The sequence below is a fragment of the Chryseobacterium balustinum genome (genome assembly GCF_900168205.1).
Classification (GTDB): Bacteria; Bacteroidota; Bacteroidia; order Flavobacteriales; family Weeksellaceae; genus Chryseobacterium; species Chryseobacterium balustinum.
Genome location: NZ_FUZE01000001.1, coordinates 584,797 through 601,760 on the forward strand (window position 1 = coordinate 584,797; position 16,964 = coordinate 601,760).

A 16,964-nucleotide genomic window follows, 5' to 3' on the forward strand; every position below is an offset into this window, starting at 1 on the left:
TTTAAAACCTCCATTTTTTAAATATTTTAATGTAAGCTTCAATGTTTTTTATACTTATTTTTAAAATGATATCAATTAATGTATAAATGTTTTTTGTTTTTTCTGTTTTTTATTCAATATTCTTACTCGCAAGACTATAGAGTAATATATGATTTTAGTTATAAATTAGATTCATTGAATCCCAGTAGTGATCATATTGAAATGGTACTTGATGTACATAAAGATGACTCGAAGTTTTATTATAAAAAATTAATCAAATTAGATTCCTTGGTAAGAAGTGGTGCTATACTATCTTATGGTTTTCCTGTACAGCAGGTAATAAAAAGAAAAACAGGTTCTTTTAAAAATGAAAATTTTGTGACCGTAAGTGATAAATATTATAATTATTCTTCTACGGATGAGATTAAATGGAAAATACTATCACAGACAAAACTCTTAAACAATTACAAATTACAAAAAGCGGAGGCTATTTGGGGAGGTCGAAAATGGATTGCTTGGTTTTCTATTGAAATACCGGTTTCGGAAGGACCTTATAAATTTAGAGGATTGCCAGGATTAATCTTTGAAATAAAAGATACCAATAATAATTTTAATTATACATTAGTATCTCTTAACAAAGCACTATCAGTATATGATACTTCTAATGTTGTTGAATCTAATTTGGGGTTAAATCCAATATCGATTACGTTAAAACAATATCAGAAATTGTTGATAGATAACTATAATAATCCGTTCAGCGAATACTATACAATGAAAGAAGGAACTTGGGGCTTAACTCTTTTTGATAAAGAAATTAACAGTGTAGAAGGATTGAAAAGTATTAAAAAAGATTACCAGCTCGAGATCATCAATAATTATAATCCTATAGAACTAGATAAGGCAGTGAAGTATAAATAGGAAGTAGTTGTAGAAATTTCATAGTACCCTATGCTGATTTTAGTTCTTTCAGATATAAAAAGAGTCCGTCTCACAGCTAGTGAAAACGGACTCTTTTAATGATCTTTATCGACCTAGTGTCGCAGAATGGTTTTCATACAGTGGATTCTCAATCCATATCATTGAGTTATGAAACTAACTCTTTTGTATGTTTTAAATTTTGGTTCTTTCCAATTCAATAATATTATTACCTTGATGAATGATTAAACTATCTCCTTTTACGGTAGCAGTCATATCGTCTTTTTTATAAGTTGTTTCATGTACCTTGGCTTCAGATTTTTCCAGTACAAATGTTTTATTGTTATTGGTGATAGAAACAGTTCTGTTTTTAGGGTCATAGTTGAAAACCACTTTTACCAAAGACTTGTCGGTCGCTTTGTAAACGAAATCTGTTTTTATGCTTTTATTACCTTCGATGTCGGTTTTGTAAGCAATCGTAGAATCCAGTGCTCCATTATCAGTAAGAACTTCTGTGGGTGCTGGATCAGCTTTTATAACACCTTTATTCTCTTCTTTCTTGCAAGCAATTATTAAAGATGATATTATAGTGACTGTAATAATTTTTTTAATCATATTATTTAAATTTATCTATTGTAGTGCATATTGTTACCAATGTAAAATTAACTAAAATTTAACTCATATTTAAATAAAAGAGGTTGCTAATTAATTGAAAAAAGTTAATTTTTGAGTAAATTTGTATAAACTATAAAATAGATAAAAAATGAGTTACATTTCTTACATAGAAGCGAGACAAATTTTGGATTCAAGAGGAAATCCTACAGTTGAAGTTGATGTATTTACAGAAAGTGGTGCGATGGGTCGTGCTGCAGTTCCTTCTGGTGCATCTACTGGAGAGCATGAAGCGGTAGAATTGCGTGATGGTGGTTCTGAATGGATGGGAAAAGGGGTTTCCAAGGCTGTAGAAAATGTAAGAGAAGTAATATCACCTGAATTGGTGGGTCTTCCTGTTTTTGATCAGAATCTTATCGATCAGATTATGATTGAGCTAGATGGTACAAACAATAAAGGAAACTTAGGAGCAAACGCAATTCTTGGAGTTTCTTTGGCTGCTGCAAAAGCTGCTGCTGCTGAACTTAAAATGCCTTTATATAAATATGTAGGTGGTGTAAATGCAAATACACTTCCTGTTCCGATGATGAATGTAATCAACGGTGGTTCTCACTCAGATGCCCCGATTGCTTTCCAGGAATTTATGGTAATGCCGGTAAAAGCAGATTCTTTTTCTCATGCATTAAGAAAAGGTACTGAAATTTTCCACAACCTGAAATCTATTCTTCATTCAAGAGGTCTTTCTACTGCGGTAGGTGATGAAGGTGGTTTCGCACCAACTTTCAAAGGGACTGAAGATGCTTTAGATACTTTGCTTCAGGCAATTGAAAAAGCAGGATATAAGCCAGGTGACGATGTAATGATCGCATTAGACTGTGCAGCTTCAGAATTCTACAAAGACGGAATTTACGATTACAGAAAATTCCAGACTGCAGATGCGCCTCAGTTCTCAAGCAGCGAGCAGGTTTCTTACCTTGCTGAGTTGGCAAATAAATATCCAATTATCTCTATCGAAGATGGTATGCAGGAAAATGACTGGGAAGGTTGGAAAATGTTAACTGACAAAATCGGTGACAGAGTACAGCTAGTTGGTGACGATTTATTCGTAACAAATGTTGAAAGATTATCAAGAGGAGTTAAAGAAGGAATTGCTAACTCAATCTTGGTAAAAGTAAACCAAATCGGTTCTCTTTCTGAAACAATGGATGCAGTACAAATGGCTCAGCACAACAAGTTTACTTCTGTAATGTCTCACAGATCTGGTGAAACTGAAGATTCTACTATTGCTGATTTAGCAGTTGCTATGAATTGTGGTCAAATCAAAACTGGTTCGGCTTCAAGATCAGACAGAATGGCTAAGTACAACCAACTATTAAGAATTGAAGAAGCTTTGGGAGATACTGCTTATTTCCCTGGTTTAGATGCTTTCAAAATAAATAGATAAATTAAATAAAAAAAACAGCAAACTTTTTTGGTATTGCTGTTTTTTGTGTATTTTTAAGAAATTTAAATAAAATATTATATAATGTCAGACAACAAAGTTATATTGAATTATGACGGTAATTCGTATGAATATCCTATCGTAGATAGTACAATCGGAGACAGAGGAATAGATATTTCAAAATTAAGAGACCAAACGGGTCTTATTACCTTAGATTTAGGGTACAAAAATACAGGAGCTACATTAAGTGAGATCACATATCTTGATGGTGACCAAGGAGAGTTGTTTTACAGAGGTTATCCTATCGAGCAAATTGCTGAGAAATCAAACTTTACTGAGGTAATGTATCTTTTATTGCACGGTGAATTGCCTACAGAAGATCAGCTTGATACTTTCAACGGTAATATCAAAAAATATAACTTCGTAGCAGAGGAGATGAAAAAGATCATCGATGCTTTCCCTCGTTCTGCTCACCCAATGGGAGTTTTATCTACTCTTACTTCTGCGTTAACAGCATTTAATCCTAAATCTGTTAATGTACAATCTAAAGAAGAGATGGATCTTGCAGCAGAATTATTGATTGCTAAATTTGCCCACCTTGCAGCTTGGACGTACAGAAAAACTCTTGGTTTACCATTAAACCACGGAGATAACAGCCTTGATTATGTAGAAAACTTCTATAAAATGGCTTTCAGATTACCAAACGAAGAGTTTGTAATCAACCCTGTAGTTACTGCTGCTTTAAATAAATTATTAATCCTTCACGCTGACCACGAGCAAAACTGTTCTACATCTACTGTAAGAATGGTAGGTTCTGCTCATACAGGCCTTTTCGCTTCAGTTTCTGCAGGTATTTCTGCACTTTGGGGACCACTTCACGGTGGTGCAAACCAGGCTGTTATCGAAATGCTTGAATTGATCGAAAAAGACGGTGGAGATGTTAACAAATGGGTAGCTAAAGCGAAAGATAAAAACGATAGCTTCCGTTTGATGGGATTCGGACACAGAGTTTACAAAAACTTCGATCCAAGAGCAAAAATCATCAAAAAAGCTGCTGACGATTTATTAGCTGCTTTAGGTATTGAAGATAAAGCGCTTGACATTGCGATGCAGTTAGAAAAAGTAGCATTGGAAGACGAATACTTCATCGAAAGAAAATTATATCCAAACGTAGATTTCTATTCTGGAATTATCTACAGAGCGTTAGGAATTCCGACAGAAATGTTTACAGTAATGTTTGCATTGGGAAGACTTCCGGGATGGATCGCTCAATGGAAAGAAATGAGATTAAAAGGAGACCCGATCGGAAGACCAAGACAGGTTTACCAAGGAGCTCAAAAAAGAGATTATATCGATATTGCAAACAGATAATATTGTTTTCTCAAATAAATATAAATCCCAAAGTTTTTTGCTTTGGGATTTTTTTGTATAAAGTTTTGTTAGAAAATTAAAGACCTCGGTTTTTTACTCTAACAGAATCTCTGTCGTAATAAAACATTGCATCTCTTTCTGCTCTTTTTATAGACTGTATGGCTTGTCTTACACTTTCGTGTTTTACCTTATGGTCAAGCTTTCCTTTTTTATCATAAAATTTCCACATTCCAGTATTATGATTAAAATAGTATTTGCCTTTTGTCATTAAAGTGCCTTCTTCATAATATTCTCTATATTTTCCATGAGGTTTAAAATTTGTAAGATTATAGATTTCTTTAATAGCTCCACTTGGATAATAAGTTAATTTTTTCACTTCATTATTTGGATGATAAAAAAGAGTTTCCAATAAAATTCCTTTAGTATCTGTGATTTTCCATAATCCTATTCTTTCACCATTATTAAATATGCCTTCTTCAAAATACTTATCATTAAGACGCCTCCATTTTCCGGTCTCATTACCATTTAAATTATAATTTCCATATTCAATTTGCTTCCCCTGAGAATCTAAAGTTTGAAAAAGACCTATATTTCTGCCATCTTTATAATACCAAGTGCTTTTTGTTTTTCCATCTTTATAGAATAATTTCCATATACCATCTTCTTTATCATTAATATATTTTCCTACAAGGAAAATTTCCCCGGTTTCATAATATCTTTTCCAAAGTCCTTCCCTCTTATTGTCAATTTGTAAACCTTTTTCATATACATTTCCATTATCAAAGTAAAATGTCCAAAGCCCAGTAGACTTACCGTTTTTAAATGTACCTCGTGTTAAAATCTTTCCTTTTTCGTAAGCAAGCCATTCGCCGTCTTGAATACCGTTTTTAAAATCTTTTTCTACAGATAATTCTTCATTAATGTCGTAATATTGCCATCTGCCTTCCCTTTTTCCGTTTTTCTCAAAACCCTTTTCGCTCAATCTGGTACCATATTCATATATCTTTTTTTCTTTTAGATCTTGACAATAATGATTTTTTGTTGAGATTAAAAACAAGAGAATTATAAAATAAATTTTCATGATAATTTTCTACGTATATCCGTTTTTTATCTTATTGCTGTAATGTTAGCAATAATGAACCTTTCAAAGATTTTATCTCTTTTTAAAAATGAATTCTGCAATCTTCTTCGCTCCCAAAATGAGCAGTAAAACTAAATATATCCATCTAATTAATTAAACTATAGATAAAAATAATGATTTATGGTGAATTACGGATATGCATAAGGAAAAATAATATTTTACAAGATTATCTAAATTTTGATATAATAAATTTATTAAATTTACGATTCATAAAATGGTAATAAACAATGAGTTTCGGACAACAGATGTTATTTTTTTTCAGCGTAATAGGAGCTTTTAATGGGCTTCTGCTTGGGATTTACCTATTGTTTGTGAAAAAAATGAAACATATTCCGGATTTTTTCTTAGGATTAATTTTATTGACATTAAGCATTCGCGTAGGAATTTCGGTATGTATTTATTTTTATCCGGATTGGCCTAGAATTATCCCACATACGGGGTTATCGGCACTATTTTTTACTGGTCCGGCTTTGTATTATTATGTTCGTTCTTCTTTTTTACAAGAGCAGTTTAATCTTAAAAATGCTGGAAATTCTTTTGGTATTCTGACGCTAATTCTCGGTGCAATTGGTCTTTTGTATTTAATTTTCCCTATTACTTGGAATGAAAATTTTGCTAGATTTATTTATGGAGTTTGGACGGTTTTCATTTTTCTATCAGTTTATGAATATTTTATTTTTTCAAAAAAAGAAGCTAAAAAACCTACTCAATTTATCCTTCCTGTTTTAGCAAGTAATGTGATTATCTTTTTAGCATATCAACTCATGTCTACGGGATTGATTCAAGTGTATTGTGCAGGTGGAAGTCTTGTGTTTTCTTTGCTTTTGTATGCAAATGTTTTGATCTTTTTCAAAAGTAAAAATAAATCGACAACAGTAAAAGAAGAGAGTAAATATTCCAATAAAAAAATACCCAATCAACAGGCTGAAAACTTTGTTTCAAAATTAGAAAGGTTGATGAATATGGAAGAATTATATAAAAATCCGAATTTGAAATTAAGTGATTTAGCCTTGAAAATGAATATTTCAGCCCATCAGCTTTCACAATTATTGAATGATAATTTGGGTAAAAGTTTTTCAACCTACATCAATGAATACAGAATCAATGAGGCCTGTGAAAAAATTGAAAATGGATCTTATCTGAAAATTGAGGAAATCGGATATGAAGTAGGATTCAATTCTAAATCTACATTTTTTTCTACTTTCAAGAAAATCATGAGTACGACGCCGCTTTTGTATAAACAATCTCAAATGCCTTCTGAGACAGGATTCCAAAGTTCAAATTTATAATTCTGTACTTCGGAATTTAAACTTCAAAACCTAATTTTCGCCCACGTCCAATACTTTTGGGTTCATAAAATTTAAAGCTTATGAACGTCAAATTATGGATTTTTATCTTGTTGTTATTCTTATCATTTTTCGCAAAGTCTCAGGAAATACTCAAAACGAAGGTTCCCGATTCTATACAACAAAAAGATTCGGTCGCAACAATTTCAGAAGTTATTATCCAATCTTCTCATAGAGATTTAAAACTTAATCAAGGGAATATTGTGATGAATGTTTCCGGGAATAAAGATTTTAAAACATCAACCAATATTCTCGAAGTTCTAAGAAAAACTCCAGGTGTGACGGTAGATTCTGAAGATGGAATTTTTATTGGAGGAAGAGTTAGCCCTGCAATTTTTATCAATGGAAAACCTGTTGTAATGAGTAATCAGGAACTGCAGTCCTATCTGAGGTCACTATCGCCGGAAATGGTAGAATCTTTAGAAGTAAATACGAATCCATCTTCAAAATATGATGCTGAATTCAAAGGGATTATTGATATCAAATTAAAGAAAAATACCAATCTTGGCTGGATCGGAAACTATATTGGAAACACCAGTGTCAATAAATTTAATTATAAAGAAAATAGCCTTAACCTTTCTTACAATACTCAAAAGATAAGCTATAATGTACAGTTAGGGTATAACAACGGTATCTCAACATATCGTTATAATGCGTTGCAGCGTTTAGCAAATACAAATGTGATGAGAACGCAGACTTATCAAAAAGATGATGCAAAAATTTATACTATTCAGGTAGGAATCGATTATAAATTGAATGATAAAAATAGGTTTGGCGTCAATGTAAGAAGTAACTTCAGAGATAGTGAACGGATTCGTTTGGGGTCATTATATACCTTAAATAAAGATGAAACGCAGTTGATTTTTAATACAGGAAGTAAAAACCCGATTAACTATTTTCAAGATAATTATGGAATAAGTACAGATTATTCTTTCCAACATAAAAATTTTAAGCTAAGCTTTTTAGGCAACTATCTTTCGGTTAAAAATAAGCAAGAAGATGATTTTCTGAATAGCGATAAGCCAAATTCACAGCTTTTATCCTATTGGAAGTCTGATCTGCTCAACAAAATTATTATTTACACGGGACAAATTGATGTTTCTCAGATAATAGGAGATGCTACTTTCGATGCGGGGCTAAAATTGAGTGATACTAAAACGAATAATATGATTAGATATGATACGTTGTCGGTGAATCAACAATTTGTTTTTGATCCGGCGAGGAGTAATCAATTTTCATATAAAGAGAAGATATTTGCTGGATATTGGGCGTACAGTCAGAAATTTAATAATCTTCAGATTAATGCAGGATTGAGATTTGAAAATACCCAAAGTATTTCTAATGCGGTAACCGTAGATTCTGTGGTCTCAAGAAATTACTTGAAATGGTTACCATCTTTCAGTGTAAGTTATGCCTTCAATAAATCCAGTGAACTTTCATTTTCTTACAGCAGAAAAATGACAAGACCGGTTTTTTCACAGCTTAATCCATTCAGGTTTTATTACAGCCCGCTGAATTATTGGATCGGAAATCCATATTTACAACCTTCTTTTACCAACCAGATTAAAGCAACCTATCGATATAAAAATTGGGTAACCGCTTTTACCATTGGGAAAGAAACAGACGTGATGACTCGGTATCCTATCTACAATCCCGAAACGAATGTGCTCGAATTTTTAGGAACCAACTTACCTTATCGGAATTTTGCCAGTTTAGAAACAAGTTTTCCAGTGAAAATAACGAAATGGTGGAATATAAATACACAGTTCGCGGGATATTATAATTACGAGTTCAGACCTTATTTGGATAAAGTTTTTGCATTGAAAATTTATAACTACGAGATGAGATTAAATCAGGTTTTTTCTTTACCTAAAGGCTATACACTTAATATTTTTTCAAATTACGAATCCAAAACCGGCAATAGTTTATATATAATTAAGCCAAGATATACCGTTGATATTTCAGTTCAAAAAGCATGGTTTGATAATACACTCAATTCGAAAATAAGCTTTAACAATATTTTTGATTCCTATGACCAACGTTTAGAATTTAGACATAAACAAATTATAGATAATCAATTTACCCATTGGTGGGATACCCAAAAGCTGATATTGTCTTTAAGCTATAGTTTTGGAAACTCTAAATATCAGACAAAAAATATACAAAAAACTGATGAAGAATATAGAGCAAGATAAAGGAAAACTATTTTTTTGTAAACAGATTTTTAGTTGTAATTATAAACAAAAAAGATCGTGTATTTTAGAATTTCTATACCTAATTTAAACTTTAAAAGGAGAAAAAAGAGATAAAATACGAGATGATTTTTAGATATAGATAAAGAATAAGCAATTGCGTCACAAATAAATATCTGGAAAATCTTTTGAAATCAAGAGTAATTACTTGTTATTTTTAAAACGGCAAGTATTTAAGTTTGATTTCAAATAATTTTTAGTGTAAAATTCGACTTTGATGTATAAAACATTCAAAAGTTTTCCAGATAACCTCCTTTACTTATATTTGTAGTATTGCATAAATCTTTATGAAACTAAATATAAAAAACGAAACAGGAAGGCTGAAATCTGTAGTTTTAGGTCAACCTAATTCAATGGGAGGAATTCCTACACTGGAAGAAAGCTATGATGCCAAATCATATTACACGATAGAGCATAATAGCTATCCGAAAGAAGCAGACATCATCAGCGAAATGAATGCTTTTGAAGCGGTTTTAAAAAAATATGATGTTCAGGTTTTCCGCCCGGATATTATTAAAGATTATAATCAGGTTTTTGCTAGAGATGTAGCTTTTGTGATCGACGATAAAATGATTATTTCTAATGTGATTGCAGACAGAGCCGACGAACAGGAAGCGTACAAAAAAGTTTTTGAAGAAGTAGCTTGGAGAAAAATTATTAATCTTCCAGAAACAGCTCATATCGAAGGTGGAGATGTAATTGTGTGGAATGACTTTCTTTTTATCGGAACATGTTTCAGTGAAGATTACAGAAGTTATAAAACAGCAAGAACGAACGAATATGCCATTGAAATTCTTAAAGAATATTTTCCTAAAAAGAGAATTATCGATCTTGAATTAAAGAAAAATGATAAAGAACCTTATAAGGGTATTTTGCATTTAGACTGTACATTCAATCCGATTGGCGACGATAAATGTATTATTTATAAAAACGGTTTTGTAGATGAAAGCGATTACAACTTAATCATTGATATTTTCGGTGAAGAAAATTGCTTCCATGTAAACGATGAAGAAATGTTTGAAATGTTTCCGAATATTTTCTCGATTTCTTCTGAAGTTGTAGTTTCAGACAAGACATTTACAAGAATGAATAATCATTTAAGAGATGTCTGGGGAATGACCGTTGAAGAAATTCCTTACAGAGAAATTTCTAAAATGGGAGGACTTTTACGTTGCTCAACGATGCCACTTGTTAGGGAGTAGATTTTTAGATTAGAAAATAATTTGAAATCTTATAATTTGAAATTAAAAAAAATGCATACAACAGATACAGTATTAATGATAGAGCCGATTGCATTCGGTTACAACGCAGAAACGGCAGAAAATAATTATTTTCAGGTAGAGCAGAAAGGTGCAGATATCCAGTCAAAAGCTTTGGCGGAATTCAAGATTTTTGTTGAAAAACTGAGAAGTAAAGGTATTAACGTGATTACCGTTAAAGACACGATCGATCCACATACTCCGGATTCTATTTTCCCAAACAATTGGGTAAGTTTCCACAAGGATGGAAAAGTGGTTTTATATCCGATGTTTGCTTCAAACAGAAGGGTAGAGCGAAGAGAAGATATTATCGAGAGTATCAAAAATCAAGGTTTTCAAGTATCTGAAATTGATGATTGGTCATTGCCTGAAATCCAAGGACATTTTTTGGAAGGAACGGGTAGTATGATTTTTGATCATGATAACAAAATTGCATATGGATCGATTTCTTTGAGACTTGATGAAAATTTATTCAGAGAATTCTGTACCAAATATAGATTTACCCCGGTTGTTTTCCATTCATTTCAGACGGTTGGTGAAGATAGGCTTCCTATCTATCATACCAATGTAATGATGTGTGTTGCCGATAAATTCGTGGTAATTTGCTTAGACTGTATTGATTCCGAATTAGAGAGAAGCAAAGTAATTGAAACCATTAAAAATTCAGGAAAAGAAATCATAGAAATTTCTGAAGAGCAAATGCAGCAATTTGCAGGAAATATGCTTCAGGTTCAGAATAAAGATGGTGAAAAGTTTTTAGTAATGAGCCAAACTGCTTATCAGTCTTTGAATGCTGAGCAAATTTCAAATATCGAAAAATATTGTGAAATCATTTATTCAGATTTAAATACGATTGAAGTAAACGGTGGAGGAAGCGCGCGTTGTATGTTAGCTGAGGTTTTTTTACCTAAAAAATAAAGTATTTTACATTTAAATAAATTATAACTTCTGGCTTTCTAAAGGTCAGAAGTTTTTTATGCTTAGATACGAAGCAAACCGTTTAAAAAACTTTAAATTTGTAGAAATATAAAGTTTGATTATGAGTAAGAGATTATATTTCAGCATGGTAATACTTCTGTGCTTTTTTTCGAATGCGCAGCAAAAAACGTATTGCAATCCTATTAATATCGATTATGGCTATACGCCTTTTGAAGTTTTTTCAAAACAAGGAAAGCATCGTGCAACTGCAGATCCTGTAATTGTTAACTTTCAAAAAAAGCTTTTCCTTTTTTCAACCAATCAGGAAGGGTATTGGTACAGCGATAATATGCTCGACTGGAAATTTGTGAAAAGAAAATTCCTGAGAGACAATAAATATACGCACGATCTGAACGCTCCTGCAGTTTGGGCGATGAAAGATACGTTATACGTTTACGGCTCTACCTGGGAACAGGATTTCCCGATTTGGAAATCTACCAATCCTACAAAAGACGATTGGAAAATTGCTGTAGATACTTTGAAAGTCGGAGCTTGGGATCCTGCTTTTCATTATGATGAAGATAAAAATAAACTCTATTTGTATTGGGGATCTAGCAACGAGTGGCCTCTTTTAGGAACAGAAGTTAAAGTTAAAAATCTACAGTCTGAAGGTTTTGTAAAACCTATTTTAAGATTAAAACCAGAAGATCACGGTTGGGAAAGATTCGGTGAATATAATGACAATGTTTTCTTGCAACCTTTTGTGGAAGGAGCTTGGGTAACCAAATATAAAGACAAATATTACATGCAGTATGGTGCTCCGGCAACAGAATTCAGCGGATATTCTGACGGAGTGTATGTTTCTAAAAACCCGTTGGAAGGTTACGAATACCAACAGCATAATCCGTTTTCTTATAAACCAGGAGGTTTTGCAAGAGGAGCGGGGCACGGTGCTACTTTTGAAGATAATTTTAAGAACTGGTGGCATGTTTCTACCATTTTTATTTCCACTAAAAATAATTTTGAAAGACGTCTAGGAATCTGGCCTGCAGGTTTTGATAAAGATGATGTGATGTACACCAATACTGCTTATGGTGATTATCCGACTTTGCTTCCGCAGTTTGCGCAGGGAAAAGATTTTTCGAAAGGACTTTTCACCGGTTGGATGTTGTTGAATTATAACAAGCCCGTTCAGGTTTCGTCCACTTTAGGTGGTTATCATTCTAATAATGCGGTAGATGAAGATATTAAAACCTATTGGAGTGCAAAAACCGGAAATTCAGAAGAATGGTTTCAGACCGATTTAGGTGAAGTTTCTACCATTAATGCAATCCAGATAAATTATGCAGATCAGGATGTTGAGTTTATGGGAAAAACGGAAGGTAAAATGCATCAGTATAAAATATTTGATTCCAATGACGGTAAAAAATGGAAAGTAATTGTTGATAAAAGTAAGAACACAAAAGATGTTCCTCACGATTATGTAGAATTAGAAAAACCAGCCGAAGCAAGATTTTTAAAAATGGAAAATCTGAAAATGCCGACCGGAAAATTTGCATTAAGCGGTTTCAGAGTTTTTGGAAAAGGAGCGGGTGCAAAACCTGCGAAAGTTCAAAACTTTGTTCCGTTAAGAGCCGACCCGAAAAAATATGGTGAAAGAAGAAGCATCTGGATGAAATGGCAGCAAAATTCAGAAGCCGATGGTTATGTTATTTATTGGGGAAAATCTCCGGATAAATTATACGGGAGCATTATGGTGTACGGTAAAAACGAGTATTTCTTTACTGGAGCAGATAGAGTAGATTCTTATTATTTCCAGATAGAAGCATTTAATGCGAATGGAGTTTCTGAGAGAACGGAAGTTGTGAAGTCTGAATAAACTTTAAAATATTTAATTAAATAATAAAACGCTTTGAAATTTTTCAGGGCGTTTTATTTTTGTCAATTTGCTTTAAAAACTCACTAATCGAACTGATTACAAACGGAGCATTTTTCTCATTCGCCCAATCGAGATGTCCACCGGGAAATTCGAAAGATTGATTAAAAATGCCGTTTTTATTTAAAGCAGAGTCTAAAATCTTTTTTTGTGATAATGGAATTACAGTGTCATTATTTCCGTAAAAAGAAATTGTCGGTGGAGCGTTTTTAGTTATCCAGTAAACCGGACTTGCATAATTTTCCATAGAAATTCCATGCGGAATTGAAGCTGGATCAACCAAATGATTTTCAACAAATGAATAATCATAATAATTTTTAAAACTTGGATCTGATAAATCGGCTGGACCGACGATATTCACCACGGCTTTTATTCTTTTATTAGCATCAAACTTGTATGAATATAGCATAGATAAATGACCACCTGCACTGTTTCCGAGAAGAATAATATTGGGTTTATATTTTAATGTTTTCTCTAAAAATAAAATTACTTTATCAATATCATCGGTCTGGTTTGGAATACCGAAACGATTTTCTGAAGCCAATCTGTAATTAATGTTCGCAAAAACACTTTTAGGGAATTTCTCCATCATCGACAAAGTGAAATAAGTAAGCTGAGATTTATTTCCAGCCTTCCAACCTCCACCATGAATGATGATGAATAGGTCTTTATTTTGTTGGGTGTTTTTGGGAATATATAAATCTAATTTTTGTTCGGAATCATTTCCGTAAGAGACATCCATTTGTTTATCGAAAGTAATGTCTTTACTTATATTTACTGTTTTTTCTTTACAACTCAACAGTAAAACGAAAAATAAAAGGGCTAAAAATTTATTCATACTTAAATATAAACGAAACCCACCAATTTCTTGGCAGGTTTCTGTACAAAATAAAATATATGAAGATTGAATGTTAACGTGTTCTGCTTTTGATATCGTCTGAAGCACCTTCGATGCTTCTTACTTTTTTTACTTTTTGATTTCCGAAGTTGTAAGTGATGCTGAATGTTCCGCCTCTTCTGAATTGGTCATTTCTTACGTAATTGTAATTTCCGTTGGCTTGGTAATCTTCAATTTCTACGATGTTGGTTCTAAGCACGTCGGTAATATTTAATGCAAAGGTCCAGTCGTTCCAGTTTTTCTTTAAACTTAAATCAAGGCTTGAAAGATTCTTAAGCATTCCCAATTCGATTTGTTGCTTGTCTACGAAGAAATAATTTACGCCCAAAAACCAGGTTTTCTTTTTATCTAATCGGATGGTATTATTGGTTTGAATCAAGATACTTGTAGATCTTACATTATTACTATATACAATTTGCTTTCCCTCTTTATCAAGAAAAATATCACCATTCGTAGGATCTACAGACAAAGAACCATTGTTAACGTTGTGCTGTACCCCAACATTAAAATTCATCGTTAGATATTGATTAAAAAATGTTTTGTTCATTCCCAACATTGCAGACATTTCCTGTTTGTCACCAAAATTTGTTCTGATGTAGCGAAGCACGTTTTGCTCGGTGATTTTACCATCCATCGATTTTGCATAGCCTTGTAATGGAACCTGAGTAATTACATCTTTGAAGAAGGAGTGATTTAAAATCAAGAAGTAAGAGTTTTTGAACATATAGGTCAGTTCCTGGTTATAGGTTGACGAAGCCTTTACAAAAGGGTTGTTTTGAGTATAATTGTTTTCTGTCAAAATATTTTTTACAGGATTAAGCTCCCAAAAGCTTGGTCTTCTCATTCTGCTTGAAAATGCGTAAGAGATATTGTTTTTATCATTAATAGCATAATTAATACTTAAGTATGGAAGCAAATTATTATAATTTCTTTCAATCTTTTTATATTGCTCTGTAGCATTATCTGAAGTTCCCAAGCTGTTGGTAATTTCGTATCGGGTACCAATTTTCCCGGAAAGTTTATCAGAGAACTTTTTCTCCAATGTTAAATAAGCACCATAGATATTTTCATCATAAATAAAATGATTAGGCATGTGCTCTTCTGCTTTTAGTGGAGGTACTGGGTTTTCTCTGTACGTGTTGTTTTGGGTATCATTATCTGTTTTGGTTTTGTTAAAATTTCCACCAATAGCAACCGTAAAATCATTTTTAAATTTCTGAATATAATCTACTGTACTCGAAAAATTATTGATGATCTGTGGCAGATTCTGAGTAATGGTCTGGTTAGGTTTTAATGCAGTGTTATTTCCTGCGTAATCTGCTGCAAATGTTTTGTTGTCTGTAAACTGGAATCTTTTGTAATTAAGGTAGGCTACATTTACATTTAATTTACTTCCCAATGAATCAGTCTTTAATTCGTAATTTAAGTTAACCGAATTATTGTATGAACGCGCATCTTCTTTATTTCTAGAATTGGTATAACTGGTTTTGAAAGCATTTATATCTTCATCAAATACACGAATTGTATTAAATAAATTTACTGTAGAATTATAACTTTTATTAGCGCTTGAGTTCCATGACAAAGCCAAGTTGCTTTTTTCTGTTAACTGATAATCAAAATTCAGATAACCGCCAAGGTATTGGTTAGGGTCATCAATATTTCCTGTAGATTCATTAGATGATAGATTATTTCCGTTTCGTAAAACATAATGTTGAGCCTGAATATTTTCTCCACCGTACAAATTTGCACTTATTCCCAACTTATCTTTTCTGTAGTTGGCAGAGAAGCTTGCAGAACTGGCGTTGTATTTATTTTGAGTATTAGACATTCTCATGTTTCCGTTCAGGCCGTCGCTCATTTTCTTTTTAAGAATAATATTAATGATCCCGTCTGAAGATTCTACCTGAAATTCACTTCCAGGAACGGTAATGACTTCAATTTTCTGAATGTTTTCTGCGGGAGTATTTTTCAGAAACTGAGTAACAGACTCTGCATCCATATTAGTTTTTCTACCGTTAATGTAGATAAGGGCATTATTTTTCCCCACAATTTTTAAAGTTTTATCATCTGTTGTAGAAAGTAAAGGCGTTTGTCTCAATAGATCAAACGTCGTATTACCCTTTGTTACAGGAGATGCAGCTACATCATATACAAAACGGTCGCTTTGCTTTTTGAAAACTTGCTTTTTTAATACAACTTCTTCTATTTTTTGAGTTTTTACTGAATCTGATTTTTTTTCCTGGGCAAAAGTAAGTCCGCTAAAGAAAAGGGCTGCGATGAATATTTGAGTTTTCATAATTATATTTTTTAGTTTAGAAGCTTGTATTCCTTGTTATTTTACATTGCAAAGATATGTAATAAATATAGTATCATGCAATACAAAGTAGTGTAAATGTTTTTATTTTGATTGTAAATATTTGATTATCAATGGTTAAAATTTATTATTGGAATTTGTGGAATTTTGAGTTTCTAAATAATAAGACAACTGTAACAGTATATTTGTTACAGTTGAAGTGATTTTTTTTTAAAAAATTTAATTATTCTCTATCGAAACGAGCAAGCTTTTTGTCAATCCAAATAGTAGCAAACGGAAAGAAAGCAGATATTAAAGCGAAGACGTAATCTTCATCATCCCATTCGTATACTTTTCTGGTAGCAGGAAGAAATAATAGGTAAAGTGTAAAAAAGAATCCGTGAATGCTTCCAATTGTGCTGATATACACGATGGGTAAAATACCTTCAGGGTCAACCCGGATCCAAATCATTGCTGTAAAAAGGAAAAACCATGAAATTGCTTCAGCTAAACAGATTTGCTTAAACCACTTGATGACTTTTTCCTGACCATATTTTGCGAAAAACTTTTCTAAAAATTCCATTAAACAAAGATTAATTTTGA

Annotated in this window: 13 protein-coding genes; 8 read left to right on the forward strand and 5 right to left on the reverse strand. The window is 32.5% G+C overall.

Translation table 11 applies throughout. The annotated features are described in order from the left end of the window. Window positions 1–78: 78 nt before the first annotated feature. The gene (locus tag B5X64_RS02880; protein ID WP_079463788.1) at window positions 79–897 is read left to right on the forward strand and encodes a GLPGLI family protein; all 819 of its coding nucleotides are present in this window, start codon (window positions 79–81) and stop codon (window positions 895–897) included. Window positions 898–1,089: 192 nt separating this feature from the next. Here the strand turns inward: B5X64_RS02880 and B5X64_RS02885 are convergent, their stop codons facing one another. Continuing rightward, window positions 1,090–1,509 (reverse strand): hypothetical protein, encoded by a 420-nt coding sequence (locus tag B5X64_RS02885; RefSeq protein ID WP_079463789.1) that lies wholly within the window; start codon window positions 1,507–1,509, stop codon window positions 1,090–1,092. A 148-nt stretch (window positions 1,510–1,657) separates the two neighbouring features. On the opposite strand from B5X64_RS02885, the gene eno reads away from it, so the two are divergent. Further along, a complete protein-coding gene (gene eno, locus B5X64_RS02890; RefSeq protein WP_079463790.1) occupies window positions 1,658–2,950 on the forward strand; it encodes a phosphopyruvate hydratase in 1,293 nt (430 codons plus the stop codon). A gap of 81 nt (window positions 2,951–3,031) precedes the next feature. Continuing rightward, window positions 3,032–4,318, forward strand: coding sequence for a citrate synthase (locus B5X64_RS02895; RefSeq protein WP_079463791.1), 1,287 nt, complete (start codon window positions 3,032–3,034; stop codon window positions 4,316–4,318). Window positions 4,319–4,394: 76 nt separating this feature from the next. Here the strand turns inward: B5X64_RS02895 and B5X64_RS02900 are convergent, their stop codons facing one another. Next, window positions 4,395–5,300: a toxin-antitoxin system YwqK family antitoxin gene (locus B5X64_RS02900; protein ID WP_167370492.1), complete on the reverse strand. Its 906-nt coding sequence runs from the start codon at window positions 5,298–5,300 to the stop codon at window positions 4,395–4,397. Window positions 5,301–5,779: 479 nt separating this feature from the next. Here B5X64_RS02900 and B5X64_RS02905 point away from each other — a divergent pair, with 479 nt between their 5' ends. The 5 genes from B5X64_RS02905 (at window position 5,780) to B5X64_RS02925 (ending at window position 13,113) form a co-directional block, all read left to right on the forward strand. Beyond that, window positions 5,780–6,748: a helix-turn-helix domain-containing protein gene (locus B5X64_RS02905; RefSeq protein WP_228418702.1), complete on the forward strand. Its 969-nt coding sequence runs from the start codon at window positions 5,780–5,782 to the stop codon at window positions 6,746–6,748. Window positions 6,749–6,828: 80 nt separating this feature from the next. Then, a complete protein-coding gene (locus tag B5X64_RS02910; RefSeq protein WP_079463794.1) occupies window positions 6,829–9,000 on the forward strand; it encodes an outer membrane beta-barrel family protein in 2,172 nt (723 codons plus the stop codon). A gap of 344 nt (window positions 9,001–9,344) precedes the next feature. Then, on the forward strand, window positions 9,345–10,259 hold the full coding sequence (locus tag B5X64_RS02915) for a dimethylarginine dimethylaminohydrolase family protein (RefSeq protein ID WP_079463795.1): 915 nt from the start codon (window positions 9,345–9,347) through the stop codon (window positions 10,257–10,259). A 51-nt stretch (window positions 10,260–10,310) separates the two neighbouring features. Continuing rightward, window positions 10,311–11,234 (forward strand): citrulline utilization hydrolase CtlX, encoded by a 924-nt coding sequence (ctlX, locus tag B5X64_RS02920; protein ID WP_079463796.1) that lies wholly within the window; start codon window positions 10,311–10,313, stop codon window positions 11,232–11,234. Window positions 11,235–11,355: 121 nt separating this feature from the next. Beyond that, entirely contained in the window at window positions 11,356–13,113 is a 1,758-nt protein-coding gene (locus B5X64_RS02925) for a discoidin domain-containing protein (RefSeq protein ID WP_079463797.1), read from the forward strand. Window positions 13,114–13,156: 43 nt separating this feature from the next. Here the strand turns inward: B5X64_RS02925 and B5X64_RS02930 are convergent, their stop codons facing one another. From B5X64_RS02930 to B5X64_RS02940, 3 genes are all read right to left on the reverse strand, one after another. Further along, a complete protein-coding gene (locus tag B5X64_RS02930) occupies window positions 13,157–14,008 on the reverse strand; it encodes an alpha/beta hydrolase (RefSeq protein ID WP_079463798.1) in 852 nt (283 codons plus the stop codon). Between the two features lie 73 nt (window positions 14,009–14,081). Further along, window positions 14,082–16,364 (reverse strand): TonB-dependent receptor domain-containing protein, encoded by a 2,283-nt coding sequence (locus tag B5X64_RS02935; RefSeq protein ID WP_079463799.1) that lies wholly within the window; start codon window positions 16,362–16,364, stop codon window positions 14,082–14,084. A 241-nt stretch (window positions 16,365–16,605) separates the two neighbouring features. Then, a complete protein-coding gene (locus tag B5X64_RS02940) occupies window positions 16,606–16,944 on the reverse strand; it encodes a DUF3817 domain-containing protein (protein ID WP_079463801.1) in 339 nt (112 codons plus the stop codon). Window positions 16,945–16,964 lie beyond the last annotated feature (20 nt).